Source organism: Pseudomonas fluorescens (assembly GCF_000968015.1).
Classification (GTDB): domain Bacteria; phylum Pseudomonadota; class Gammaproteobacteria; order Pseudomonadales; family Pseudomonadaceae; genus Aquipseudomonas; species Aquipseudomonas fluorescens_W.
In genome coordinates this window covers 1-25,271 of the sequence record NZ_LACH01000032.1, presented here as the reverse complement: position 1 = coordinate 25,271, position 25,271 = coordinate 1, and the positions used below count along the sequence as shown (strand labels likewise).

The window sequence follows — 25,271 nt, the reverse complement described above, 5'->3', positions numbered from 1 at the left end:
TTTACCGGCGACTCAATATTCGAGGGCAGTGGGTTTCAGATACATCCCTTCCTGCGTCATCGCAATCCGGAACTTCAACACGTCACCGGCCTTGAGCGTGATGTTCTGTGAACCCGGTGCGAGCATGCCCGGATTGCAACCCGGCGCCTGGCCCGGCAGCAACTTCAGGCGCAAGGAAACATTACCCGGCGGCAGGTTGAACGAGGTGCTTTGCTCCTGGAATAACCGCGCCGAAAGTTGATCGTGAATGTACACGCCGATCTCACAGGAGGTCGCGACTTCCAGGCGCTCGCGCGAAATGATCAGTACGCCATAGTCCTCCCCGGCGGCTTGAACTGAAGGTGTCGCGGCAAATAGGCTGAGAAAGCCAAACAGGCTGAGAGCTGACCAGCGCATGGCTGAATCTCCTGATGTCGAGTCATTGATGGACGCAGCTTGGCCGAGCGCGACGCTGATTGCCAGCCCGGCAGCTCACTTCAGAACTTGACCTTGCCACGGTGGCAAGCTCGAGACTGCACGCAACTTCACGAAAGGAGTCATCCCATGCAAGTGTTCAACGTTCAAGGCATGTCCTGTGGTCACTGCGTCAAAGCCATCACCCAGGCGCTGCAAGCCAAGGATCCTGCGGCCAGCGTGCATATCGATCTGGCCGCGAAGGAAGTCGGCGTCAAGAGCGCTTTGTCGGCGGACCAGGTGATCGCTGTGATCACCGAAGAGGGCTACGAGGCGAAAGTCGCCTGAATACGGCTCAACCCCTGTGGGAGTGAGCTTGCTCCCACAGGTTCTGTGCTTTAGCTGACAGGCATCAATTGCCTGAGGGTTTTTAATAGTTAGCGACCTAACGGAATGTTCAAGGCGTCCATGCGCGGCTAGACTGTGGGGCTGCCGCCCCCTGTCCAACTGGATGCCTGATGAATTTCCGTACCATTTTGATTCTTGGCGCCTTGAGCGCCTTCGGTCCACTGGCGATCGATTTCTATCTGCCGGCCTTCCCGGCGATGGCGCTCGCCTTCGCCACCGATGAAAAACACGTTCAGCTAACCCTGGCGGCGTATTTCCTTGGCTTGTCCATCGGTCAACTGGCTTACGGCCCGGTGGCGGATCGCTTCGGACGACGCATTCCCTTGCTGACCGGTGTCGGCTTGTTCACTGCGGCCTCTCTGGCCTGTGCCTATGCGCCGAACCTCGAATGGCTGATCGGCGCACGTTTCGTTCAGGCGTTGGGCGGTTGCGCGGGGATGGTGATCGCGCGGGCAATTGTCAGCGATAAATGCGATGCGGTGGGTTCGGCGAAGGTCTTTTCGCAGCTGATGCTGGTGATGGGCCTGGCGCCGATTCTTGCGCCGATGCTGGGTGGGCTGTTGGTCAACACCACGGGCTGGCAGTCGATCTTTCTCGTATTGACCGGTTTCAGTGCCTTGGCAGGGTTGGCCGTGGCGCTGGGGTTGCCGGAAAGTCTGCCGGCCCATGTGCCGCGTCAACCGTTGTCCGGCGCGTTGCGTCAGTACGGTCGACTGTTGTCGGATCCGGTGTTCCTCGGCCACGCCTTGACCGGCGGCATCGCCATCGCCGGGATGTTTGCCTACATCGCCGGTTCGCCGTTCGTCTTCATCAAGCTGTATGGCGTGCCGCCCGAGCATTTCGGCTGGCTGTTCGGTACCAACGCGGCGGGCTTCATTCTGGTGGCTCAGCTCAACGCGCGACTGCTGGCCAAGCGTGGCCCGGCGTTCTTGTTGTCGCGCACCGTGTGGATCTACGTCGGCGCCGGTCTGGCGCTGCTGGCCGTCAGTTCGCTGCACACCGCGCAGCTATGGCCGTTGCTGATTCCGCTGTTTGTTTGCATCGCCAGCCTCGGTTGCATCCTCCCAAACGCCTCGGCCTGCGCCATGAGCGGGCAGGGCGCACGGGCCGGTAGCGCATCGGCGATGCTCGGTTGCCTGCAATTCAGCGTCGCCGCCGGGGCAGCAGCACTGGTGGGTGTTTTACACGACGGCAGCGCCATGCCGATGGCCATGGTCATCAGCTTGTGCGGAATTCTGGTGGTGAGCGTGGCGATGCTCACCCGGCGTTTGCAAAATGCCCGGGCGTTGGCGCAAGCCCAGGTCTGAGGACGGACTCAGCCAACGGCACGCTGCTGCTGGTGTTCCGTAATTTGATGAGGGGCTTGCAGTCGCGCTTCAAGGGTGCGGGTGAAAGCGCGAGCTTCGGCTTCGCTGCGGAATGTGACGACGTGTTGGTCCAGACGGACTTGCCACTGGGATTTTGCCAGTTCTTTTATCAGGATCTTCATTGCTGATCTCTCCTCTCGTAAAAGATGTCACTTAAAGGAATTCGTCACAGAGCTTCACGATTGTAGACCCGAATACGATCGCAATTGTGACAAGGGTCAACCTTCGGACTGACGGTTTGAAATGCAAAAAGATCGCAGGCTGCGCCAGCTCCTACAGGATTTGTGTACGACCGGAAACAGGGGGGGTACACCCGACCTCGTAGGAGCTGGCGCAGCCTGCGATCTTTTGATCTTTAGAACCCTTCGAGCACAATCTTGCCCTTGGATTTGCCGCTTTCGAGCAGCTCATGGGCACGGCGCAGGTTCGCCGCGTTGATGGTCCCGAAGTGATCGCCGACCGTGGTCTTCAACGTCCCGGCGTCGATCAGCCCCGCCACGCGGTTGAGCAGTTTGTGCTGCTCGATCATGTCTGCGGTTTCGAACAACGAGCGGGTGTACATGAACTCCCAGTGCAGCGACAGGCTCTTGCGCTTGAGCTTGGTCACGTCCAGCGCCTTCGGATCATCGATCAGGGCCAGTTTGCCTTGCGGCGCCAGTGCCTCGATCAACTGATCCAGGTGGTGATCGGTCTGGGTCAGGCTGGCGACGTGGGTCACCTGATCGACACCCGCGCGTTTGAGTTCTGCGCTCAACGGCTGGCTGTGATCGATCACCAGGTCAGCACCCAGCTCACGTACCCAGCTCTGGGTTTGCGGGCGGGAAGCGGTGCCGATGACTTTCAGCCCGGTCAGTTGGCTGGCCAGTTGCGTAAGAATCGACCCCACACCGCCAGCAGCACCGACGATCAACAGGCTCTGGCCTTCATCGGTTTTGCCTTCGCGCACTTGCAGACGCTCGAAGAGTAATTCCCACGCGGTGATAGCGGTCAGCGGCAGCGCGGCGGCTTCGGCGAAACCGAGGGTTTTCGGCATATGGCCGACGATCCGCTCATCGACCACATGCAGTTCGCTGTTGCCGCCCGCACGGGCGATGGAGCCGGCGTAGAACACTTTGTCGCCGGCCTTGAACAGTGTGACTTCACTGCCGACAGCCTTGACCACACCGGCCACATCCCAGCCCAGCACTTTCGGCGCGCCCGCTTCAGGCTGGACGTTCTGGCGGACCTTGGTGTCCACCGGGTTGACCGAGATGGCTTTGACTTCCACCAACAGGTCACGCGGGCCCGCAACCGGTTCTGGCAGTTCGATGTCTTGCAACGAGTTTACGTCGCTGATTGGCAACGAGGCGTAGTAGGCAATGGCTTTCATTGGAGCTCCTGAAAAGTAATAAAGAAGGAAGAAATCAGACGATGGCGCGCAGGCGCTTGAGGTCGAAGTGTTCGAGAAAGTCGCCTGCCTTGGCGCGGAAGTTCTGGACATGCGCGCTGGCGTCATGAGCCTGCAGGGCTTCGTCACTGCTCCATTTTTCGATCATGTAGAAGGCGTGAGGATTGGCGAGGTCCTGATGCAAGTCGTATTGACCGCAACCGGTCTCGGCGCGGGTCGGTTCCAGCAGCGCTCGCAGATGCTGTTCGAGGGCGTCCTGCTGGCCGGCTTTGGCGATGAGGGTGGCGATAGCGGTGAAAGGCTGGGACATGTTCGGCTCCGGGAGCGGGATGAGTTCGATGGGGCGGATGATTGGCTATTTCTCTGCAAGATAAAACCCGCTAAAACAGCAGTCTCTTTCAAAATTTTTTTGATAATCGAGGCTGAACAATGCTGCGTTTCGATGACTTGCAGTTGTTTGTCCGGGCGGCGGACCTGGGCAGTCTGTCAGCGGCGGCGCGGGGGATGGACATGTCGGCCGCGGTAGCCAGTGCAGCGTTGAAGCGCATCGAACAGCAGCTCGGCGCCCGGTTGCTCGCCCGTTCAACCCGCAGCCTGCGACTGACGGCTGAAGGCGAAGGGTTTCTCGAATACGCTCGGGCCGCCTTGAGCAATCTCGATGAGGGGCGCCGTTTGTTGGCCAGTGGTCAGGACCAGGTCAGCGGGATTTTGCAGCTGTCGGCGCCTTCGGACTTTGGCCGCAATCTGCTGCTGCCCTGGCTGGACGAGTTTCAGCGAGAGCATCCGAAGCTCACGGTGCGTTTACTGCTGGGCGACCGCATCGCCGACCTGTTCCGCCAACCGGTGGACATCGCCCTGCGTTACGGCGAGCCGGAAGACTCAAGCCTGGTGGCGCTGCCCATTGCTCCGCAGAACCGCCGCGTCCTCTGTGCCGCTCCGAGTTACCTGGCTCGGCATGGCGAGCCTCGGCAACTGGAGCAACTGGCTCAGCACAACTGCCTGCTGTTCATGCTCGGCAGCCGGGTCCACGATCATTGGAGTTTCCACGACGGCAAACGCGAGGTCAGCCTGACCGTCAGCGGCGATCGTTTCAGCGATGACGCCGATGTCGTGCGGCTGTGGGCCGTGGCGGGTGCCGGGATTGCCTACAAATCCTGGCTCGATGTCGCGGCCGATGTGCTGGCCGGTCGATTGAAAGTGCTCCTGCCGGAACTGCTCTGTGAGCGCGCACCGCTGAATTTGCTGTGCGCCCATCGCGCACAATTGAGTAAGCCGGTGAACCTTTTGCGGGAAATGCTCGCCAGCCGATGCGCCCGGTTGAGTAGCCAATTTCCGACGTTATCGGGCGCCGATCATTAGTCGCAGGCAAATAGCGAAATTTCACTCAGGAACTATCACCACCAATGGTTTCCCAAGGGCAGGAACCGGCGGTTAACCCGCATATACTAGCGCCCGCCTCATGTACGCACCGTCGATCTCGCCATGGCGAGTCCACGTCCGAGTCAGCCAGGCCCATGGTCAATCGCCGCGGCTTTGCGAAACCTGCGAAGCAATGGCCTGTGCGATTGGCCGGCTTTGCCCGGTTTATGGCGGTTTCCACGCCTTGGCCGACGACACATTACTGGTCAAGATGTCTCTGAGCAGTAGACGAAACGATTCAACAGGGAGTGAATACATGGAACATGCACCTTGCATCAGCCAGATCGCCACGTTGCTGGCTGACCCAAAGCGCAGCGCAATGATGTGGGCCTTGATGGACGGCTCGGCACGGCAAACCGAAGAGCTGGCCTTGTTGGCCGGCCTGTCACCGTCTTCGGCCAGTGCGCATCTGGGGCGTTTGTCCGCCGGAGGTCTGTTGAAAGTCGAAATCCGCGGCCGCAAGCGGTTCTTCCGTCTTGCCGCGCCTGAAGTGGGGGCCGCGATAGAGGCACTGGCCAGCGCCACCCTGGCCAGCACGCCTCGGGAAATCCCGGACATTTTCAAGCGCACGACACCCATCGTCAAACCTCAGGCGGCACCTTCGTCACTCTTGCGCGCCAGGCTTTGTGACGATCATTTGGGCGGCACCCTTGCCGCCGATCTTTACCAGCGTCTGCTGGATGCAGGCTGGATCGAACAGTTCGATCAGCGGGTCATGATCACCCACAAGGGCGCCACGCAATTGGCGACACGGGGTGTGTTCATCCAGGCGCTGGCTCATCGCAACAACCGAGTCGCCTGCGCATGTCCGGACTGGAGCGAAAGACGCCCGCACATGGGCGGATCACTGGGTGCGGCGTTGCTGCAATTGTTCATGCAGTCAGGTTGGCTGAGCCTGCCCAACGATTCGCGAGCCTTGCAGATCACCGCCGCGGGGCAGCGTGAAATCCATCGGTTCGCCAAGGAAACCGAGCTGGAAATGGCGTTGTAGACGCATCGAGATCGACGTCCGTAGCTTCGGGCGTCGTTCAGAGCTGCGAACAGGTCGCATCCAGCAGTAACCCCCAGCAGCTATCGCGCACACTCGTCCGGGGACTTTCGGATTGGGGGAATGTGGTATGGAAACACGAGGCTTCAGCGCGGCAGAACGACTGGAACGGCTGCCCATCAGCGGTTATCACCGAATCATTTTCATCATCATTGCCCTGGCGTTTTTCTTCGACTCCATGGACCTGGCGATGATGACCTTCCTGCTCGGCTCGATCAAAACCGAGTTTGGCCTGAGCACGGCGCAGGCTGGGTTGCTGGCCAGTTCGAGCTTCTTCGGCATGGTCGTGGGGGCGTCGCTGTCGGGCATGCTGGCCGACCGCTTCGGCCGCAAACCGGTGTTTCAGTGGAGCATCGTGTTGTGGGGGATCGCCAGTTATCTGTGCTCCACGGCGCAGAACGTCGAAACACTGACGTTGTTTCGAATCCTGCTGGGGATCGGCATGGGCATGGAGTTTCCCATCGCTCAGTCGATGCTTTCAGAGCTGATTCCCGCCAAACGGCGCGGGCGCTACATTGCGTTGATGGACGGTTTCTGGCCGCTGGGCTTCGTCGCCGCTGGCGTGCTGTCGTACTTCCTGCTGCCGGTGATTGGCTGGCGGGACATCTTCCTGGTGTTGGCGGTGCCGGCGGTGTTTGTCCTGGCGATTCGCTTTTTCATTCCAGAATCACCGCGCTGGCTGGAACAGGCCGGGCACCATGACGTGGCAGACAAGGTCTTGCTGCGCATCGAAGATCGGGTCCGGACATCTCTGGGCCGTTCGGATCTGCCTGAGCCGATCCGCCTGCCGAGAGTGGCGAGTACGCCGGGCCATTTCTTTTCCGCGTTGCGGCAGATCTGGTCGCCGCTGTACCGCCAGCGCACGATGATGATCTGGAGCGTCTGGTTCTTCGCCTTGCTGGGTTTCTATGGCCTGACGTCCTGGCTCAGTGCCTTGCTGCAGCAGTCGGGTTTTGCCGTGACCCAGTCGGTGTATTACACGGTGCTGATTTCCCTCGGCGGGATTCCCGGTTTCCTGATGGCCGCCTGGCTGGTGGAGCGTTGGGGGCGTAAACCGGTGTGCGTGGTGACGATGCTCGGCGGCGGGGTGATGGCGTTTCTTTATGGCCAGAGCGCAGTGTTTGGCGGCAATGTCAGCCTGTTGATTGCGTCGGGTCTGCTGATGCAGTTTTTCCTGTTCGGCATGTGGGCGGTGCTTTACACCTACACGCCGGAGTTGTACCCGACATCGGCGCGGGCCACGGGTTCGGGCTTTGCCTCGGCGATTGGCCGCGTGGGTTCGTTGCTCGGGCCAATGGTGACCGGGCTGGTGTTCCCGATGACCGGGCAGGGCGGGGTGTTTGCGCTGGGAGCGATGTGTTTTGCGATTGCAGCGGGCGTGGTGTGGGTGTTCGGGATGGAGACCCGGGGCAAGACATTGGAGGAGTTGAGCGAAGCCACTGTGGGGTAGATGCAAAAAAGATCGCAGCCTTCGGCAGTTCCTACAAGGTTATGTGTACACCCTGTAGAAGCTGCCGAAGGCTGCGATCTTTTGACTTTAAGGTTTGACCAATCTGGCATCCAGACTGTTCTGCGCCAATCGCTTGGCCTGATCCTGGGTCATACCCAAATGGGTGTACAACGCGTCGAAGTTCTCGGTGACATAACCGCCGAAGTACGCCGGGTCATCCGAGTTCACGGTCACTTTCACGCCACGCTCGAGCATGTCGAGAATGTTGTGCTGAGACATGTGATCGAACACGCAGAGCTTGGTGTTCGACAACGGGCACACGGTCAACGGGATTTGCTCGTCGATGATCCGCTGCATCAAACGCTCGTCTTCGATGGCGCGCACGCCATGGTCGATGCGCTGGACTTTCAGCAAGTCGAGGGCTTCCCAGATGTACTCGGGCGGGCCTTCTTCACCGGCGTGGGCGACGGTCAGGAAGCCTTCGTGACGGGCACGATCAAACACGCGCTGGAACTTGCTCGGCGGGTGACCCATCTCCGAACTGTCCAGGCCCACGGCGACAAACGCATCACGGAACGGCAGCGCCTGGTCGAGGGTTTTCTGCGCTTCGTCTTCACTCAAGTGGCGCAGGAAGCTCAGGATCAATCCGCTGGTGATCCCCAGTTGCTGCTCGCCATCCTTCAACGCGGCGGCGATGCCGTTGAGCACCACTTCGAACGGCACGCCACGGTCGGTGTGGGTCTGCGGATCGAAGAACGGTTCGGTGTGAATCACGTTCTGCGCCTTGCAACGCAACAGGTAGGCCCAGGTCAGGTCGTAGAAATCCTGAGAGGTGCGCAACACGTCGGCGCCCTGGTAATACAGGTCGAGAAATTCTTGCAGGTTGTTGAAGGCGTAGGCCTTGCGCAGGGTTTCGACATCGCTCCACGGCAGGGCGATCTTGTTGCGTTCGGCCAGTGCGAACAGCAACTCGGGCTCCAGCGAACCCTCAAGGTGCAGGTGCAGTTCTGCCTTGGGCAGGGCGTTCAGCCAGTCGTACATAGTCTTTTCTCATCAGGTGCAGATGGCGAGCATTCTACAGATGCCCGTGGAAACAATTAGCAAAACCTGACCAGCCGGTTCATCACAGCGCTTCCTGTCCCCGTCGATAGGCGTAGGTATCGGCGAAGCGCGAGAGCAGGAATTCGGCGCAGGTGGTGGCCGGATACTTTGCCGGGTGCTGTTCATCCTGGCAGCCGGGCAGGCATTCGATGACCGTGTCGGGGTGCGGCTCGGCGAAGAACGGCATCGAGTAACGGTCCACGCCCAGCGGGCTGATCACCCGGTGCGGCGTCGACAGGTAACGGTCGTTGCTCCAGCGCGCCATCATGTCGCCAAGGTTGACCACGAACGTGCCGTCGATCGGCGGCGCGTCGATCCACTCGCCTTTGACGTTTCGCACTTGCAGGCCGCCGGCGGCATCCTGATACAGCAGGGTGATGCAGCCGTAATCGGTGTGGGCGCCGGCGCCTTGTTGCTCTTCGGAACTGGCGGTGTGGCGCGGTGGGTAATGAATCATCCGCAGCACGCTGACCGGTTCAACGAAACGGGTGTCGAAAAAGTCGCGCTCGATGCCCAGCGCCACGGTGATGGCCCGTAACAGGGTTAGGGCCAAGGCCTGCATGTCGACGTAATGTTGCTCCATCAGCGACTCCCAGCCAGGCATCGACGGATGGCGGTTGGGGCCGCGCAGCGGTTTTTCCGCCAGCACCTCAGGGTGATCGGCCGGCAGGGGCAGGCCCATGTCGAAGGTTTCTTTCAGGTCGCTGGGTTTGCTCGGGTCGAGTTGTTCAGTGGCGATGGCGCCGTAACCGCGGTGATGTCGGGATTGGGTGATGTCAATCTTGAGTTTTTCGGCAGCGGGCAGGGCGAAGAAACGTTGGGCGTTGTCGAGCACGGCGTTAATGCGCACGGCGCTGATCGGGTGACCCTTGATGTAGAAGAAGCCCCACTCGCGGCATGCGTGGTCGATTTGGGTGGCGACGGATTGCCAGGCGGATGGGTCATCGCTGTAGAGCGGGGCGATGTTGATGATTGGGAGTTGGTTCATGCGGCAGCCCTGGAAGGTACTCTGACTGAGAAACACTGGAGATCCATTGTGGGAGCGAGCTTGCTCGCGATGAGGCCAGAACATTCAGCATCAATGTTGAATGTTAGTCCGCTATCGCGAGCAAGCTCGCTCCCACAGGGGGTTTGTATTCGGCGCGAGAGTTACTTCGGTATCTCGGCCTTCATGCCCTCAACGTAATAATTCATCGATGCCAGCTCCGTGTTGCTCGCCGACGCCCCCGCCGCAATTTTCTCGACGCCCGCCTGATCCTTGATCGGTCCGGTGAACGGGTGGAAAGCACCGCTCTTGATATCCGCGATGATCTGCTCTGCCTCGGCCTTCACCGGCGCTGGCACCAGATCGCTGATCGGCAGTTCAACCGTGCCTTCCTTCAACCCGCCCCAGTAATCCTGCGATTTCCACAGGTGATCGAGCACGCTTTGAGTCGCCTGAATGTAGTGCGGCCCCCAGTCGTTGACGATGGACGTCAGCACCGCTTTCGGCCCGAAGTGCGCCATGTCCGAAGCGTAGCCCACGGCATACACGCCGCGACGTTCGGCCGCCTGGATCGGCGCCGGGCTGTCGGTGTGCTGGAACACCACGTCCACGCCCTGATCGATCAACGCATTGGCGGCGTCGGCCTCTTTGCCCGGATCGAACCAGGAGTTGACCCACACCACCTTGATCTCGGTGCCGGGGTTGTACTTGTTCAGGGCCAGTTGAATAGCGTTGATGTCGCGGATCACTTCGGGGATCGGGAAGGACGCGACGTAACCGACCTTCTTGGTCCTGGTCATCTTCGCTGCAAGGAAACCGCCGACGTAGCGCCCTTCATACGTGCGCGCCAGGTAGGTGCCGAGGTTCTTGTCCTGCTTGTAACCGGTGGCGTGTTCGAAGGTCACCGTGGGAAATTGTTTGGCGACTTTCAGGGTCGGGTTCATGTAGCCAAAGGACGTGGTGAAGATCAGGTCGTATTTGTCCTTGGCCATGTTGCGGATCACCCGCTCGGCGTCGGCGCCTTCAGCGACGTTTTCCACGTAGTTGGTGGTGATCTGGTTGCCGAATTTTTCGGCCAGCGCCTTGCGCCCTTGTTCATGCTGATACGTCCAGCCGTGGTCGCCAATCGGACCGATGTAGACGAAGCCGACTTTTAGCGGGTCGGCGGCACTGGCAGTCAGGCTTGCGCTCAGACCGATGGCTGCGGCGACGGCGCAAAGCAGCTTCTTCAACGGACGTTTGTGCATGAATGGGAACTCCATGTTGTTGTGAGGTTGGCAAGGCCAATGCAAGTTGCTGACCAACAGGACAACAAATGTCTCAAGACCGAGTGAAGGCCATCGCGAGCAAGCTCGCTCCCACATGACCTACACAAATCCTGTGGGAGCGAGCTTGCTCGCGATGAGGCCCTTGAGCCAATAAAAGTGCATGGCCTGGCACAGCTGCCATCCACTGGTGCGCTAAGGTGTAACGAAACGTTAGCGCCGCCCCGCAGTCAGTAGCTCATCACTCTGTTCGCTTCAGTCGGCAAAAAAGGCCCGCAATGCTCACACTCCTCAAGCAAGAAAAGTTTCTGTTGCTGGCCCTGCTCGCAGCCGTCGTCGCCTATCCGCTGGAACACTGGATGCTGCACAGCGGCCAACCCATTGCGCTGACCGCGGGCCTGGTGCTGATCGCCTTCATCGTCGTTGCTTCCATGCGCGTGGCTCATCACGCCGAACTGCTGGCCGAAAAAGTCGGTGACCCTTACGGCACGATGATCCTGACCCTGGCCGCCGTGCTGGTGGAAGTGGTGATCCTGGCGATCATGATGAGCAATGAAGCCTCGCCGACTCTGGTGCGCGACACGATTTATTCGGCGGTAATGCTCGACATCAACGGCATCCTCGGCCTTGCTGCGTTGATGGGCGGACTCAAGCACGGCGAACAGTCCTACAACGACGACTCGGCGCGCAGTTACAGTGTGATGATCCTCACCGCCATGGGCGTTTCCATGGTGGTGCCGGAGTTCATCCCCGAGGCCAGTTGGAAACTCTATTCGGCGTTCACCATTGGTGCGATGGTCGTGCTTTACGCCTTGTTCCTGCGCATGCAGGTCGGGCCGCACAGCTATTTTTTCAGTTACAGCTACCCGGAAAAACGCCGCAAGAAAGTCCCGAACGAAGAACCTGAGCCCATCAATCTGGGGCTGAGTATCGGGACATTGGTGTTCGGCGTGGTGGTGATCGGTGCCTTGGCCGAAGTGATGTCCAAGACCCTCGACCTGGGCCTGGAAGGGACGGGTGCACCGCCAGTGATCACGGCGATCCTGGTGGCGGCAATCTCGGCGGCGCCGGAAATTTTGACGGCGTTGCGGGCGGCACTGGCCAACCGCATGCAGTCGGTGGTCAACATCGCCTTGGGCGCGTCGCTGTCGACGGTCATCCTGACGGTGCCGGTGATGGAAGCGATGGCGCTCTACACCGGCCAGCCGTTCCAGATGGCAATGACCCCGGTGCAGACCGTGATGATCTTCCTCACCCTGATCGTCAGCGCGATCAATCTCAACGATGGCGAAACCAATGCCATCGAAGGCATGACCCACTTTGTGTTGTTCGCGACATTCATCATGTTGTCGCTGCTGGGGCTCTGAACACACCACAAATCCCCTGTAGGAGTGAGCCTGCTCCGGGCGGCGTTCCGACGATAGCGGTGTGTCCGACACCCTCAATGTCGACTGACACACCGCTATCGTCGGAACGCCGCCCGGAGCAGGCTCACTCCTACAGTTTGATTTGTGTTGTGTCAGGTTCCGGCGATTAGCTGTCGGGCGGCCTGGCTGTGATCGGCAATCAACCCCTTCAAATCCAGCCCTTCAACCTGCCCATCAATCACCCGCCACTTGCCGCCAACCATCACCCGATCTGCCCGATCAGCGCCGCACAGCAGCAACGCCGAGACCGGATCATGACTGCCGGAGAAGCGCAGCTCATCGAGCTTGAACAGCGCCAGATCCGCCTGCTTGCCCACCGCCAGTTCACCGATATCGGTACGCCCGAGCAAACTCGCCGAACCCTTGGTCGCCCACCCCAGCACCAATTCCGGGGTGATCTTCTCGGCGCCATAACGCAGCCGCTGAATGTACAGCGCCTGACGGGTTTCCAGCATCATGTTCGACGCATCGTTGGACGCCGAACCGTCCACGCCCAAGCCCAGCAACGCACCCGCAGCCGTCAGGTCAAGCGTCGGGCAAATGCCGGAAGCCAGACGCATGTTCGAACTCGGGCAATGGCAAATGCCGGTGCCGGCGACGCCGAGGCGAGCGATTTCATCCGGGTTGAAGTGAATGCCATGAGCCAGCCAGGTGCGCGGGCCGAGCCAGCCGACGCTGTCCAGGTAATCCACGGTGCGCAAGCCGAAGCGTTGCAGACAGAAGTCTTCTTCGTCGAGGGTTTCGGCCAGATGAGTGTGCAGGCGCACGTCGAGTTTGTTCGCCAGTTCGGCGCTGGCCGACATGATTTCCGGGGTCACCGAGAACGGTGAGCAGGGCGCCAGGGCGATCTGGATTTGCGCGCCATCGCCACGCTCGTGGTACTCGGCGATCAAGCGTTGGCTGTCGGCGAGGATCACTTCGCCTTCCTGCACGGTTTGCTGCGGTGGCAGTCCGCCGTCCTTTTCGCCGAGGCTCATGGAACCGCGCGTCAGCATGGCGCGCATGCCCAGCTCGCGAACGCTTTCGACTTGTACGTCGATCGCATTTTCCAGGCCTTGCGGAAACAGGTAATGGTGATCGGCCGCGGTGGTGCAGCCAGACAGCAGCAACTCGGCCAACGCGACTTTGCTGGCGAGGGCGAGCTTTTCAGGGGTGAGGCGGGCCCAGACCGGGTACAGGGTTTTCAGCCACGGGAACAATGGCTGATTGACCACCGGTGCCCAGGCGCGGGTCAGGGTTTGATAGAAGTGGTGATGGGTGTTGATCAGTCCCGGCAGGATCACATGCTCGCGGGCATCGAAGACTTGTCCACAGGGCGCGGAAGGTTGCTGGCCGGCGCCGAGCACTTCGACGATCAAACCGTCTTGCAGCACCAGGCCGCCACGGGCATCGAGGCCATTGGCAGTGAAAATTGCGAGGGGATTTTTTAACCAGGTACGGGTCGCAGGCATGTTGGCCGGCTCCTCTGAAAGTGGGGTTCAGGTTAGCCAGCTCAGTGATTACCCTGTCTGCTGATCCAGGGTCGTCGCGGGGACGAGGTGCGGAGTTTCAAACAAAACCGCTCGACGGGCAAGCCCGGCCCGACCAGACGACGCAAATCCATGCTTGGAATGATCCTCTGTAGGAGTGAGCCTGCTCGCGATGAGGCCGTGTCATTCAGTTGATGTGGCTGACACTGCCTCATCGCGAGCAGGCTCACTCCTACAGGTGGATTGCGGTGTTACCAGGGAATGGTTTCACCCCTGTAGTTCACAAAATGATGCCCGCCGTTACCGGTGTATGCGTTCACCTGATCGACCAATCCGCGCGTACTGGTTTCCACATCGATGTCGGCGCCTTCACCGCCCATGTCGGTCTTCACCCAGCCCGGATGCAGTGAAAGCACGGTGAGTTTCTGGTCGCCCAGTTGAGTGACGAAGCTGTTGGTCATCGAGTTCAACGCCGCTTTACTGGCCTTGTACAACGCCAGCTCCGGCGCATCCGGCATGGTCACGCTGCCCAGCACCGAACTCATGAACGCCAGCACGCCGGTATCCGGACGAATCTGCCCGACAAAACGCTGGGCCAGGTTGATCGGCGCCACGGCGTTGGTGAAAAACAGTTGCCCGACTTCGGCCAACGTCGCGCCGCCCGGTGTCTGAACCTCCGGCCCCTTGACCCCGGCATTCACGAACAACAGGTCGAACACTTCACCCTTGAGTTGTTGGCTCAGGGCGATGACCGCCTGCTGGTCGTCCATGTCGAGTTTTTCGATCCGCACCTTGCCCAAGGCCTGCAAGGCTTCGGCGTTCTGCGGGTTGCGCACGGTGGCGGTGACTTGCCAACCGTCGGCCAGCAGGGTTTTTACCAGACCGAGGCCCAGGCCCCGGGAGGCGCCGATGATGAGTGCGGTTTTTGCCGTAGACATAAGTGGCTTCCTTGATAAATGAGGATCACGGATTCAATGGACAACGTTGACCGAGCCGTTGCTGCAACTCCTGACGCAGCGCGCCGAGTTCGTCGATTCGGGTTTCGATCAGTTTGAGTTTGTCTTGCAGCAATTGCGTGACGGCGCTGTCGGGATCGGGCGACTGCCATAACGCGGCGACGCTGTTGCCGATCTCGCCGAGGGTAAACCCCAGTCGCTGAGCGGTCTTGATGTACAGCACCAGTTGCACCATGTCCGCCGGATAGTCGCGATAACCGTTGGCGCTGCGTTGCGCCGCAATCAACCCGCGCTGCTCGTAGAAGCGCAGCGTGTCGCGACTGACGGCGCTGGCCTGGGCTAATTCACCGATGCGCATCATGACATCTCGAGAGGGCTTGACCCTGGAGCATACTCCAGGCTTTAGCCTTGTTGCTCCCTGAATTTATGGAGCACGAAGGATGTGGACTTCAACGCAATATCGCCGGTTGGTGCGCGGCAGCGCGTGGTACGACTTGATCGTGACGGCGGCGTTTGTCACGCCGTGGAGTTTTGCGGCGTTGCATGGAGTTTTGTTGAGTGTGAGTCAGGCGTTCAACTTGCCTGGCGAGTTGCCGGTGTTTGAGCCGATGCACATGCTGATGGCCAATCTGTTGGGGTCGATTGTCTGCGTGTGGGCGGTGCTGCGGATTCGTGATCCGCAGCAGATTTTTGGTCGGTATGACGCGGTGGGCAGATTCCTGTTTTCGGCTTGGCAGCTCTATGCCCTGGTCCAGGGCGCCAGCTCTTTGTTGGTGATTTTCCTGTTCTTTGAATTGGCGTGGGGCGTTGCTCAGGTGTTGCCTGTCAGGGCCTCATCGCGAGCAAGCTCGCTCCCACAGGGGATCTGTGTCGACCTGCAATCCTGAGTTAAAACCGGACTACTGTGGGAGCAGCCGGTCGACGCTCGATTGCTCGCGATGAGGCCAGTGCAGGCACCGCTAATGTCCGCTCTGCCACGGCTGCCCCAACGACACCGGCGCATACAACCGCGTACGCAGCGCATCCCGGGACAACAGCACCAACACCACAATGGTCGCGACATACGGCAGCATCGCCAGCAGACTCGACGGAATTGCCAGCCCCAACCCCTGCGCCACCAAATGCAGGATGCTGGCGAGTCCGAACAGATACGCCCCCAGTAGCAAGCGCCACACCCGCCAACTGGCAAATACCACCAGCGCCAAGGCAATCCAGCCGCGGCCGGCGCTCATGTTTTCCGCCCACATCGGCGTGTAGGCCAGGGACAAATAAGCCCCAGCCAACCCGGCCATCGCCCCACCAAACAGCACCGCCAACGTGCGCACGCCCAACACTGGCAAGCCCATGGCACTGGCCGCATCCGGGTTTTCCCCGACCGCCTGAATGATCAGCCCGACGCGACTTTTCACAATCACCCAGGCCACCAGCGCAAACAGTGCGAACGACAGATACACCAGCAGATCCTGCGCAAACAGCATCCGCCCGATCAGCGGGATTTCACTCAAATAAGGAATCGCCACCGGCTCGAAACCCGCCAGCGGTTTACCGACCCACGCTGCGCCAACAAACGTCGACAGACCCACGCCGAAGATCGTCAGCGCCAACCCGGTGGCCACCTGATTGGCGTTGAACACCAACGCCACCAGCGCAAACAGAGACGACAACAGCATCCCGGCAAGCATCGCCAGCAACACGCCGAGCCACAGGTTGCCGCTGTTCAGCGCGACGATAAAACCGATCACCGCGCCAAACAGCATCATGCCTTCCTGGCCGAGGTTGAGGACGCCGCTCTTCTCGCAGATCAATTCACCCAAAGCCACCAGCAGCAAAGGCGTGCCGCAGCGGACCATGGCGTAGAAAATATTGCTCAGCAGATCGATATCCATCACAGCGCTCCTGCTTGTACGGCGGTGGTTTGTGCACGACGGGGCCAGCGCAGATTCAAACGCGGTCGGTAGAGAATCAGCACGTCACTGGCCAGCAGGAAAAACAGCATCATTCCCTGGAACAATTGCGTGATTGCCTGAGGCAGATTCATGCTCATCTGTGCGCTCTCGCCACCGATGTACAGCAGCGCCATCAGCAGGCTGGAAAACAGAATACCGATGGGATTCAACCGCCCGAGAAACGCCACGGTGATCGCGGCATAGCCGTAACCCGGCGAGACCTGTGGCACCAGTTGGCCGATCGGCCCGGTGACTTCACACACACCGGCCAGTCCCGCCAACCCTCCGCTGATCAACAGCGCCAGCCAGATCAGCCGCTTCTCACGAAAACCGACGAACCCCGCTGCGCGCTTGTCCAGGCCGAGCACTTTGATCTGGAACCCGATAAAACTTTTCTGCAGCAACACCCACACCGCCACCAACGCGAGCAAGGCGAAATACACGCCCATGTGGACTCGACCCTCCTCCATCAGCAGCGGCAAACGGCTGGCATCACCGAACATCGCTGACTCGGGAAAGTTGAACCCCGCCGGATCCTTCAGCGGCCCATGCACACAGAACAGCAACAGGTTCAGGGCGATGTAATTGAGCATGATGCTGGTGAGGATTTCATTGGCATTGAAACGCGTGCGCAACCACGCCGTCAGCCCGGCCCACGCGGCACCGGCCAGGGTGCCGGCGAGCAGGATCAGCACCAGCGCCCAGCGACTTTGCATGCCGATGATGTTCACTGCCAGCGCACTGCCGGCCAGCGCGCCAAGCAGCAACTGACCTTCGGCGCCGATGTTCCAGATTCGTGCTTGGTACGCCACCGCCAGCCCCAACGCGCAGAGCAGAATCGGCAGCGCTTTGACCAGCAACTCGGAGACGCCATACAGGTCGCTGATCGGTGCGATCAGCAAGGTGTGGAGCGTGAGCAGTGGATCATGCCCCAGCGCGATAAACAGCAGCGAGCCACAGCCCAACGTCAGGACAGCCGCCAGCAATGGCGAGCACCACAGCATCAGGCGCGATTGCTGGCCACGGGGTTCGAGAGAAAGCAGCATGTGAAACTCCGTTAAAGCGTTGCGTGTGCGGGTGATTGAGGAACGTCGAACTGTCCGGCCATCCAGCCGCCGACATCGATCAGGCGCGTTTCGACCGTGGCCTTGAGCGGCGACAATCGACCACTGCACAAAGCGCCGAGGCGGTCGCTGATCTGGAACAGTTCGTCGAGGTCTTCGGAGATCACCAGGATCGCCGCGCCAGCGTCGCGCAAGGCAATCAGCGCCCGGTGAATGGTCGCGGCAGCGCCGACGTCCACGCCCCAGGTCGGGTGTGCGGCCACCAGCAGTTTCGGTTGCTGCAGGATTTCCCGGCCGAGGATGAATTTCTGCAAGTTGCCGCCGGACAGGCTGCGGGCCGGTGTCTGGGGGCCGGGCGTCTTCACCCCGAAGCGATGGATGATTTCTTCGGCCAGCGCTTCGACCTTGCCGCGCTGGATCAGGCCGTTGCTGATCAACCCTTGTTGAAAGGCGGTGAGCAGGGCGTTGTCAGCCAGGCTCAGGTCCGGCACCGCGCCATGGCCCAGACGTTCAGCGGGGACGAAGGCCAGTCCCAGTTTGCGCCGTGCATCCGGCCGCAAGTGCGCCACCGGTTGCCCGGCGAAACTGATCGTTGCGCCGTCGTTGCGGCGTAGAGGTTCTTCGCCGCTGAGCAGCGCCAGCAACTCATCCTGACCATTGCCCGCGACACCGGCGATACCAACAATTTCACCCCTGCGCACTTCCAGGTTGATGTCCTTCAGCGAGCAGCCGAACGGATCCGGGTTGTGCCAGGACAATCCGCTCACACGCAAGAAAACATCACTGCCGATCACCTTTGGATAATCCGTAATCAGTGCGGCGGCTTCGCCGACCATCAATTGCGCCAGTTGCCGATCCGAACAGTCGGCCGGCACGCAATGCCCGGCCACCCGGCCGCCGCGCAACACCGTGGCGCTATGGCACAACGCGCGAACTTCACCGAGTTTGTGGCTGATAAACAGAATGCTGCAGCCCTCGGCAGCCAGTCGGCGCAGGGTGACGAACAAATCATCGGCCTCCTGCGGGGTCAGCACCGAGGTCGGCTCATCGAGAATCAGCAGGCGGATGTCCTGCATCAGACAACGAATGATTTCCACCCGCTGGCGTTCGCCGATCGACAAGCTGTAGACAAGTCGCTCCGGCTCCAGCGCCATGCCGTAGCGCCGGGAGACTTCACGAATTTTTGGTTCAAGCTGCTTCGGTGTGCCAGCCGCCGCGCCCATCGCCAAAGCAATGTTCTGCGCCACGCTCAACGTCTCGAACAGCGAGAAATGCTGAAACACCATGCCGATTCCCAGCCCCCGAGCCTGAGCCGGGTTTCGCAGGGTCACGCGTTGCCCTTGCCAGATCATCTCTCCCGAGTCCGCAGGGGTGACGCCGTAGATGATCTTCATCAGCGTACTTTTACCCGCGCCGTTTTCGCCGAGCAGGGCGTGGATTTCGCCGGGTGCAATGCTCAGATCGATGGCATCGTTGGCCAGGCAACCGGGGTAGCGCTTGCTGATTCTGCGCAGTTGCAGACGAGGTGTTGGATCGGGGATCGGCACGGGGTTGGGCATGACAGGCTCGGGTCGATTGAAGTGATGCCTGTGGACAAAGCAATTTCCTGGCCATTGAGTCAGGAAAAATCAAATGCGTTACAGATAAAGGCTTTGAGGACGGCGCCTCGCCCTACGTCGATTCCGAACCAGGCACCACTTGAGGGCAAAGCCGTTGATCGGGCTCCGGTTTTGCACAGGGTGTTTGGTCAAAAAACGAGCAACCGGCGGCAAGCCATGCCGGGCATGGGGCGGCGACAGCCATGAACGGGTTATCCACAGATTGCTCCACAGTATTTGTGCGCAAGCCCGAAGCTCGGGCATAAGCACTGCGTGGCTTTCTTCTAAAGGTGATAAACCGCGCTAACTGATTGTTTTTACGTGGATTTAGCTTTTTTGATGGCGGATTGGACGAAAAGTGAGCAAAGCCCGCAAAGCCGCATGACAGAAGGGTTACAGCCGGGTGTGCTCAGGTTATCCACAGCCGGGTGCACAGTAGATGTGGGCAAATGCAGCGGCTCGACGAAAGGGCTGTGAACGGTGTTGGTGCGATTAGTGCTGCAACAAAATGCGTCCGCGACTCAAATCCGCCAACTGCGTTTGCAGAGTATCGATCTGCCCTTCGGCGATGGCCAATTGCAGGTCTACGCCGTTGGCCGTGAACGTTTCTTCCACCACCAATCCACCCAATTCCGCCACCCGAAGCTTCACCAACGGCAACTCACCAAAAGCACAGGCACAACTCACCGGTACCCGACTGATCAGTTCAACCTTTGCCGCCGCTTGCAGGCACTTGTTGGCGCCGCCGCCATACGCCCGGGCGAGGCCACCGGTGCCGAGTTGAATGCCGCCATACCAACGAATCACCAGCACCGCGACCTGATCGCAGTCCTGCGCGTCGATTGCCGCCAGAATAGGCCGGCCAGCGGTGCCGCCGGGCTCACCATCGTCAGTGCTGCGGTAGTGGTCGCCAAGTTTCCAGGCCCAGCAATTGTGCGAGGCATTCAAATCGCTGTGCTGTTCGATGAACGCCTGGGCTTCAGCAGGGCTGCTGATCGGCGCGGCGAAAGTGATGAAGCGGCTTTTGCGAATCTCTTCGCGGTACTCGAAAAAACCGCTGAGGGTAAAAGGCATAAGTGTCTTAGATCGTTGCCGTCAGGCCGCAGCCCTTGAGAATGATGCGGATCAGGTTGTCGCCGGCGTCTTCCATGTCCTGCTTGGTCAGCTTGGTGCGACCGCTGACGCGGCAGATCTGTGTGGCGAAATCCGCGTAATGCTGGGTGCTACCCCACAACAGGAAGATCAGGTTCACCGGGTCGACCGGGTCCATTTTGCCGGCGTCGATCCACGCTTGAAACACGCCCGCCCGACCCTGGAACCAGGCGCGATAGTCCTGGTTGAAATACTCGGTCAGGCATTCGCCACCGCTGATGACTTCCATGGCGAAGATTCGCGAGGCTTGCGGCTGACGACGGGAGAATTCCATCTTGGCGCGGATATAACGCGTCAACGCTTCGGCCGGATCATCCTCGGCGGTCAGGGTGTTGAAGGTGCTGTCCCACAACTGGAGGATGTTGCTCAACACCGCCACGTACAAACCGAGTTTGTTGGTAAAGTAGTAATGCAGGTTCGCCTTGGGCAACCCGGCATTCAGGGCGATGGTATTCATACTGGTGCCTTTGAACCCGTGACGGGCGAACTCGTCTTCGGCGGCTTTGATGATGGTCTCTTCGTTCTTCTGACGAATGCGGCTGGCAGGTTTGCCGCCGTGAGCGGGGACTTCAAAGGTCATAGGCACTTCCGGACAAGTGGGTGGGTACAACCAGTGCGTTGATAGCGCACCCACAGGCATCAGACAAGTCCTGACGCAATAAAACCTGAACACCACAATCCCTGTGGGAGCGAGCTTGCTCGCGATGGCGGCTTAACATTCAGCATTGATGGTGGCTGACTTGGCGCCATCGCGAGCAAGCTCGCTCCCACAGGTTTCAGCGTGTCGCAGCCAGACTCTCCAGAAAACTTTCCAGCACCAGATGCGGGCGACGGCCCTTGCGGGTGACCGATGCGAGGCTCAGGTCATAAAAACGCACCTTTGGTTTCAGCGCACGCAATCGGCCTTGCTGCACCCAGAGACTGGCGTAGTGGTCCGGCAAGTAGCCGATGTAGCGCCCGGTCAGGATCAGGAACGCCATGCCTTCCCGGTCCGAGGCACTGGCAGTGCAATTGAGCGCCTGGTAATGGGCCTGGATTTCCGCGGGCAAACGGAAGGTCGGGGCGATGGCGTCCTGGCTATTGAGGCGCTCGTCATCCAGTTGTTTATCGTCGACATAAAACAACGGATGACCGACCGCGCAATACAGTAGCGAGCGTTCGCTATAGAGCGGCTGATATTCCAGCCCCGAGAGCGCGCTGGCTTGCGGCACCACGCCGACATGCAATCGACCGTCGAGCACGCCTTGTTCGACTTCATTGGGCGCGATCATGCGGATCTGAATCTGCACGTCCGGCCCACGTTCCTTCAATTGCGCCAAGGCGTGGGTGATGCGCATGTGGGGGAGGGTGACCAGGTTGTCGGTCAGGCCGATGGTCAATTCGCCGCGCAGGTGTTGGTGCAGGCCGTTGACTTCGGTGCGGAAACTTTCCAGCGCACTTAAGAGCTGTAAGGCCGATTGGTAAACCTCGCGACCTTCTTCGGTCAGGGAAAACCCGGCGCGGCCCCGTTGGCATAAACGCAGACCGAGGCGCTGTTCCAGATCGCTCATTTGCTGGCTGATGGCCGAGCGGCCGATTCCCAGCACCGATTCCGCTGCTGAGAAGCCGCCGCACTCCACCACACTGCGAAAGATCCGAAGCAGGCGGATATCAAAGTCACTGACTTGCGCCAGCGGATCGGGGCGGCGGCTGCTCATAGTTTAGTGGTGACCTGACTGAACGTTAGAAGAGTTGGATTTCACCGACTTTATCCCCGTGGCAATTTAGCTGCAAGAACGCTTTTGATCTCTATGCCGCTTATTGCCCTGCGAGGTTTTGCCCATGAACTTGCCTGAAAACAACCCGACGTCCCTGGCCAGCCAGCTCAAGCTCGATGCTCACTGGATGCCCTACACCGCCAACCGTAATTTCCAGCGCGATCCGCGACTGATCGTGGCGGCTGAAGGCAGTTGGCTGACAGATGACAAGGGCCGTAAGGTTTACGACTCGCTCTCTGGTTTGTGGACCTGCGGTGCCGGGCATACCCGCAAGGAAATTCAGGAAGCGGTCGCCAAGCAATTGGGCACCCTCGATTACTCGCCAGGCTTCCAGTACGGCCATCCGCTGTCGTTCCAGCTGGCTGAGAAAATCACCGACCTGACCCCGGGCAATTTGAATCACGTGTTCTTCACTGACTCGGGCTCCGAGTGTGCTGACACGGCGGTGAAGATGGTTCGTGCTTACTGGCGTCTCAAAGGCCAGGCCACCAAGACCAAGATGATCGGCCGTGCCCGTGGTTATCACGGCGTGAACATCGCCGGCACCAGCCTCGGTGGTGTGAACGGCAACCGCAAAATGTTCGGTCAGGCGATGATGGACGTCGATCACCTGCCGCACACCTTGCTGGCGAGCAATGCTTACTCCCGCGGCATGCCGAAAGAGGGCGGCATCGCCCTGGCAGATGAACTGCTCAAGCTGATCGAACTGCACGACGCTTCGAACATCGCTGCAGTGTTCGTCGAGCCAATGGCTGGTTCCGCTGGCGTGCTGGTTCCGCCACAGGGTTACCTCAAGCGTCTGCGCGAGATCTGCGATCAGCACAACATCCTGCTGGTGTTCGACGAAGTGATCACCGGTTTCGGCCGTACCGGTTCGATGTTCGGCGCCGACAGCTTCGGCGTGACCCCGGACCTGATGTGCATCGCCAAGCAAGTCACTAACGGCGCGATCCCGATGGGCGCGGTGATTGCCAGCTCCGAGATCTACCAGACCTTCATGAACCAGGCGACGCCGGAGTACGCGGTGGAGTTCCCGCACGGCTACACCTATTCCGCGCACCCGGTGGCGTGTGCCGCTGGCCTGGCAGCACTCGATTTGCTGCAAAAGGAAAACCTGGTGCAGAGCGTGGCTGAAGTCGCACCGCATTTCGAAAATGCGCTGCACGGTTTGAAAGGTTCGAAAAACATCATCGATATTCGTAACTACGGTTTGGCCGGTGCGATCCAGATCGCGCCGCGTGACGGCGACGCCATCGTGCGTCCGTTCGAAGCCGGCATGGCCCTGTGGAAAGCCGGGTTCTACGTGCGCTTCGGCGGCGACACCCTGCAGTTCGGCCCAACCTTCAACAGCAAGCCGCAAGACCTTGATCGTCTGTTCGACGCGGTCGGCGAAGTGCTGAACAAGATCGACTGATTTTCCCTTCTATATAGAGGCGCCCGTTGAAGGGCGCCTGTGGACAACTTTTCAGGAGCCCCGCATGAGCCTTATCCCGCATTTGATCAATGGCGAACTGGTGACCGAAGACGGTCGCACAGCTGACGTGTTCAACCCGTCCACCGGCCAGGCTATCCACAAGCTGCCGTTGGCCAGCCGCGAAACCATTCAAAAAGCCATCGACTCGGCTAAAGCTGCGTTCCCGGCTTGGCGCAACACTCCGCCGGCCAAGCGTGCGCAGGTAATGTTCCGCTTCAAGCAATTGCTGGAGCAGAACGAAGCGCGTATCGCTCAGCTGATCAGCGAAGAGCACGGCAAGACGCTGGAAGATGCTGCCGGTGAATTGAAGCGTGGTATCGAGAACGTCGAGTTCGCTTGCGCCGCACCGGAAATCCTCAAGGGCGAATACAGCCGTAACGTAGGCCCGAACATAGATGCCTGGTCGGACTTCCAGCCGTTGGGCGTGGTGGCGGGTATTACGCCGTTCAACTTCCCGGCCATGGTGCCGCTGTGGATGTATCCGCTGGCAATCGTCTGCGGTAACTGTTTCATCCTCAAGCCGTCCGAGCGTGACCCAAGTTCGACGTTGTTGATTGCTCAATTGCTGTTGGAGGCCGGTCTGCCTAAAGGTGTGCTGAGTGTGGTTCACGGCGATAAGGCTGCGGTGGACGCGCTGATCGAAGCGCCGGAAGTCAAAGCGTTGAGCTTCGTTGGTTCGACGCCGATTGCCGAATACATTTACGCCGAAGGCACCAAGCGCGGCAAACGCGTTCAGGCACTGGGTGGCGCGAAGAACCATGCGGTGCTGATGCCGGATGCGGATCTGGATAACGCGGTCAGCGCACTGATGGGCGCGGCCTATGGTTCTTGCGGCGAGCGTTGCATGGCGATCTCGGTGGCCGTGTGTGTCGGCGACCAGGTGGCGGATGCGCTGGTGGCCAAGTTGGTACCGCAAATCAAGGCGCTGAAAATCGGTGCCGGCACTTCATGCGGTCTGGACATGGGGCCGCTGGTTTCCGGTCAGGCTCGTGACAAAGTCAGTGGCTATATAGAAGACGGTGTTTCTTCTGGTGCGACCTTGGTGGTGGATGGTCGTGGTCTGAGCGTGTCCGGTCATGAGGAAGGCTTCTTCCTGGGTGGCTGCCTGTTCGACAACGTCACGCCAGAAATGCGTATCTATAAAGAAGAGATCTTCGGGCCGGTGCTGTGCGTTGTCCGGGTTAACAGCCTGGAAGAGGCGATGCAGCTGATCAACGATCACGAGTATGGCAACGGCACCTGCATCTTTACCCGTGATGGGGAAGCGGCGCGGTTGTTCTGCGACGAGATCGAAGTCGGTATGGTCGGCGTCAACGTACCGCTGCCGGTACCGGTGGCTTATCACAGCTTTGGTGGCTGGAAGCGCTCGCTGTTCGGCGACTTGCATGCGTATGGTCCGGACGGCGTGCGTTTCTACACACGTCGCAAGGCGATTACCCAGCGCTGGCCACAACGGGCGAGCCATGAAGCTTCGCAGTTCGCATTCCCTAGCTTGTAAGTAGAAGGGAAGAAGGCCGGCCCCTTGGGGCCGGCCTTTGCGTTTCAGGGGCTTTTTTCACCTATATGACAGAACTGTGAAAATAGGTGTTGACGGCAGATTCTGGA

The 25,271-nt window shown here is 59.9% G+C and carries 25 protein-coding genes; 9 read left to right on the top strand and 16 right to left on the bottom strand.

Annotated elements, in window-relative coordinates; genetic code table 11:
• Nucleotides 1-12 precede the first annotated feature (12 nt).
• Nucleotides 13-396 (bottom strand): hypothetical protein, encoded by a 384-nt coding sequence (locus VD17_RS15040; protein WP_046054485.1) that lies wholly within the window; start codon nucleotides 394-396, stop codon nucleotides 13-15.
• A 147-nt stretch (nucleotides 397-543) separates the two neighbouring features.
• On the opposite strand from VD17_RS15040, the gene VD17_RS15035 reads away from it, so the two are divergent.
• Nucleotides 544-741 carry a heavy-metal-associated domain-containing protein gene (locus VD17_RS15035; protein WP_046054484.1) on the top strand — a complete coding sequence of 66 codons (198 nt, stop codon included), beginning with the start codon at nucleotides 544-546 and terminating at the stop codon, nucleotides 739-741.
• A gap of 170 nt (nucleotides 742-911) precedes the next feature.
• Nucleotides 912-2,108: a multidrug effflux MFS transporter gene (locus VD17_RS15030; protein WP_046054483.1), complete on the top strand. Its 1,197-nt coding sequence runs from the start codon at nucleotides 912-914 to the stop codon at nucleotides 2,106-2,108.
• 8 nt (nucleotides 2,109-2,116) lie between these two features.
• Here the strand turns inward: VD17_RS15030 and VD17_RS32200 are convergent, their stop codons facing one another.
• The 3 genes from VD17_RS32200 to VD17_RS15020 all read right to left on the bottom strand — a co-directional run bounded on the left by VD17_RS32200 (nucleotide 2,117) and on the right by VD17_RS15020 (nucleotide 3,865).
• Nucleotides 2,117-2,290, bottom strand: a complete 174-nt coding sequence (locus VD17_RS32200; RefSeq protein ID WP_185753156.1) for a hypothetical protein — start codon at nucleotides 2,288-2,290, stop codon at nucleotides 2,117-2,119.
• 233 nt (nucleotides 2,291-2,523) lie between these two features.
• The gene (locus VD17_RS15025) at nucleotides 2,524-3,537 is read right to left on the bottom strand and encodes a zinc-binding alcohol dehydrogenase family protein (protein ID WP_046054482.1); all 1,014 of its coding nucleotides are present in this window, start codon (nucleotides 3,535-3,537) and stop codon (nucleotides 2,524-2,526) included.
• 34 nt (nucleotides 3,538-3,571) lie between these two features.
• Nucleotides 3,572-3,865, bottom strand: coding sequence for a putative quinol monooxygenase (locus VD17_RS15020; RefSeq protein ID WP_046054481.1), 294 nt, complete (start codon nucleotides 3,863-3,865; stop codon nucleotides 3,572-3,574).
• Nucleotides 3,866-3,984: 119 nt separating this feature from the next.
• On the opposite strand from VD17_RS15020, the gene VD17_RS15015 reads away from it, so the two are divergent.
• From VD17_RS15015 to VD17_RS15005, 3 genes are all read left to right on the top strand, one after another.
• Nucleotides 3,985-4,914 carry a LysR family transcriptional regulator gene (locus VD17_RS15015; RefSeq protein WP_046054480.1) on the top strand — a complete coding sequence of 310 codons (930 nt, stop codon included), beginning with the start codon at nucleotides 3,985-3,987 and terminating at the stop codon, nucleotides 4,912-4,914.
• Nucleotides 4,915-5,230: 316 nt separating this feature from the next.
• Nucleotides 5,231-5,965 carry an ArsR/SmtB family transcription factor gene (locus VD17_RS15010; protein WP_046054479.1) on the top strand — a complete coding sequence of 245 codons (735 nt, stop codon included), beginning with the start codon at nucleotides 5,231-5,233 and terminating at the stop codon, nucleotides 5,963-5,965.
• A 127-nt stretch (nucleotides 5,966-6,092) separates the two neighbouring features.
• On the top strand, nucleotides 6,093-7,472 hold the full coding sequence (locus VD17_RS15005; RefSeq protein ID WP_046054478.1) for an MFS transporter: 1,380 nt from the start codon (nucleotides 6,093-6,095) through the stop codon (nucleotides 7,470-7,472).
• Between the two features lie 87 nt (nucleotides 7,473-7,559).
• Here VD17_RS15005 and VD17_RS15000 read toward each other — a convergent pair whose 3' ends face one another.
• The 3 genes from VD17_RS15000 to VD17_RS14990 form a co-directional block, all read right to left on the bottom strand.
• On the bottom strand, nucleotides 7,560-8,513 hold the full coding sequence (locus VD17_RS15000) for an adenosine deaminase (RefSeq protein WP_046054477.1): 954 nt from the start codon (nucleotides 8,511-8,513) through the stop codon (nucleotides 7,560-7,562).
• 82 nt (nucleotides 8,514-8,595) lie between these two features.
• The gene (locus tag VD17_RS14995; RefSeq protein WP_046054541.1) at nucleotides 8,596-9,561 is read right to left on the bottom strand and encodes an isopenicillin N synthase family dioxygenase; all 966 of its coding nucleotides are present in this window, start codon (nucleotides 9,559-9,561) and stop codon (nucleotides 8,596-8,598) included.
• A 161-nt stretch (nucleotides 9,562-9,722) separates the two neighbouring features.
• Complete coding sequence (locus VD17_RS14990; protein ID WP_046054476.1) at nucleotides 9,723-10,805, bottom strand: BMP family ABC transporter substrate-binding protein; 1,083 nt, start codon at nucleotides 10,803-10,805, stop codon at nucleotides 9,723-9,725.
• Nucleotides 10,806-11,101: 296 nt separating this feature from the next.
• On the opposite strand from VD17_RS14990, the gene VD17_RS14985 reads away from it, so the two are divergent.
• Entirely contained in the window at nucleotides 11,102-12,190 is a 1,089-nt protein-coding gene (locus VD17_RS14985; RefSeq protein ID WP_046054475.1) for a calcium:proton antiporter, read from the top strand.
• 152 nt (nucleotides 12,191-12,342) lie between these two features.
• Here VD17_RS14985 and VD17_RS14980 read toward each other — a convergent pair whose 3' ends face one another.
• The 3 genes from VD17_RS14980 to VD17_RS14970 all read right to left on the bottom strand — a co-directional run bounded on the left by VD17_RS14980 (nucleotide 12,343) and on the right by VD17_RS14970 (nucleotide 15,033).
• Nucleotides 12,343-13,701 (bottom strand): 8-oxoguanine deaminase, encoded by a 1,359-nt coding sequence (locus VD17_RS14980; protein ID WP_046054474.1) that lies wholly within the window; start codon nucleotides 13,699-13,701, stop codon nucleotides 12,343-12,345.
• A 269-nt stretch (nucleotides 13,702-13,970) separates the two neighbouring features.
• A complete protein-coding gene (locus tag VD17_RS14975) occupies nucleotides 13,971-14,657 on the bottom strand; it encodes an SDR family oxidoreductase (protein WP_033059490.1) in 687 nt (228 codons plus the stop codon).
• Nucleotides 14,658-14,682: 25 nt separating this feature from the next.
• Nucleotides 14,683-15,033 (bottom strand): MerR family transcriptional regulator, encoded by a 351-nt coding sequence (locus VD17_RS14970; protein ID WP_046054540.1) that lies wholly within the window; start codon nucleotides 15,031-15,033, stop codon nucleotides 14,683-14,685.
• Between the two features lie 82 nt (nucleotides 15,034-15,115).
• On the opposite strand from VD17_RS14970, the gene VD17_RS14965 reads away from it, so the two are divergent.
• Complete coding sequence (locus tag VD17_RS14965; RefSeq protein ID WP_046054473.1) at nucleotides 15,116-15,562, top strand: hypothetical protein; 447 nt, start codon at nucleotides 15,116-15,118, stop codon at nucleotides 15,560-15,562.
• A gap of 72 nt (nucleotides 15,563-15,634) precedes the next feature.
• On the opposite strand, the gene VD17_RS14960 is transcribed toward VD17_RS14965, so the two are convergent.
• The 6 genes from VD17_RS14960 to VD17_RS14935 form a co-directional block, all read right to left on the bottom strand.
• Entirely contained in the window at nucleotides 15,635-16,561 is a 927-nt protein-coding gene (locus tag VD17_RS14960; RefSeq protein WP_046054472.1) for an ABC transporter permease, read from the bottom strand.
• Nucleotides 16,561-17,667: an ABC transporter permease gene (locus tag VD17_RS14955; protein WP_046054471.1), complete on the bottom strand. Its 1,107-nt coding sequence runs from the start codon at nucleotides 17,665-17,667 to the stop codon at nucleotides 16,561-16,563. Before VD17_RS14955 ends, VD17_RS14960 begins: the two co-directional genes overlap by 1 nt.
• Before the next feature lie 11 nt (nucleotides 17,668-17,678).
• Entirely contained in the window at nucleotides 17,679-19,244 is a 1,566-nt protein-coding gene (locus tag VD17_RS14950; protein WP_046054470.1) for an ABC transporter ATP-binding protein, read from the bottom strand.
• Between the two features lie 531 nt (nucleotides 19,245-19,775).
• Nucleotides 19,776-20,357 (bottom strand): IMPACT family protein, encoded by a 582-nt coding sequence (locus VD17_RS14945; protein ID WP_046054469.1) that lies wholly within the window; start codon nucleotides 20,355-20,357, stop codon nucleotides 19,776-19,778.
• A 7-nt stretch (nucleotides 20,358-20,364) separates the two neighbouring features.
• Nucleotides 20,365-21,015 carry a TetR/AcrR family transcriptional regulator gene (locus tag VD17_RS14940; RefSeq protein ID WP_046054468.1) on the bottom strand — a complete coding sequence of 217 codons (651 nt, stop codon included), beginning with the start codon at nucleotides 21,013-21,015 and terminating at the stop codon, nucleotides 20,365-20,367.
• A 196-nt stretch (nucleotides 21,016-21,211) separates the two neighbouring features.
• Nucleotides 21,212-22,132: a LysR family transcriptional regulator gene (locus tag VD17_RS14935; RefSeq protein WP_046044702.1), complete on the bottom strand. Its 921-nt coding sequence runs from the start codon at nucleotides 22,130-22,132 to the stop codon at nucleotides 21,212-21,214.
• 124 nt (nucleotides 22,133-22,256) lie between these two features.
• Between VD17_RS14935 and VD17_RS14930 the strand changes: the two genes are divergently transcribed.
• Together VD17_RS14930 and VD17_RS14925 are read left to right on the top strand one after the other, a co-directional pair.
• On the top strand, nucleotides 22,257-23,606 hold the full coding sequence (locus VD17_RS14930) for an aspartate aminotransferase family protein (protein ID WP_046054467.1): 1,350 nt from the start codon (nucleotides 22,257-22,259) through the stop codon (nucleotides 23,604-23,606).
• Between the two features lie 64 nt (nucleotides 23,607-23,670).
• Entirely contained in the window at nucleotides 23,671-25,164 is a 1,494-nt protein-coding gene (locus VD17_RS14925) for a CoA-acylating methylmalonate-semialdehyde dehydrogenase (protein WP_046054466.1), read from the top strand.
• Nucleotides 25,165-25,271 lie beyond the last annotated feature (107 nt).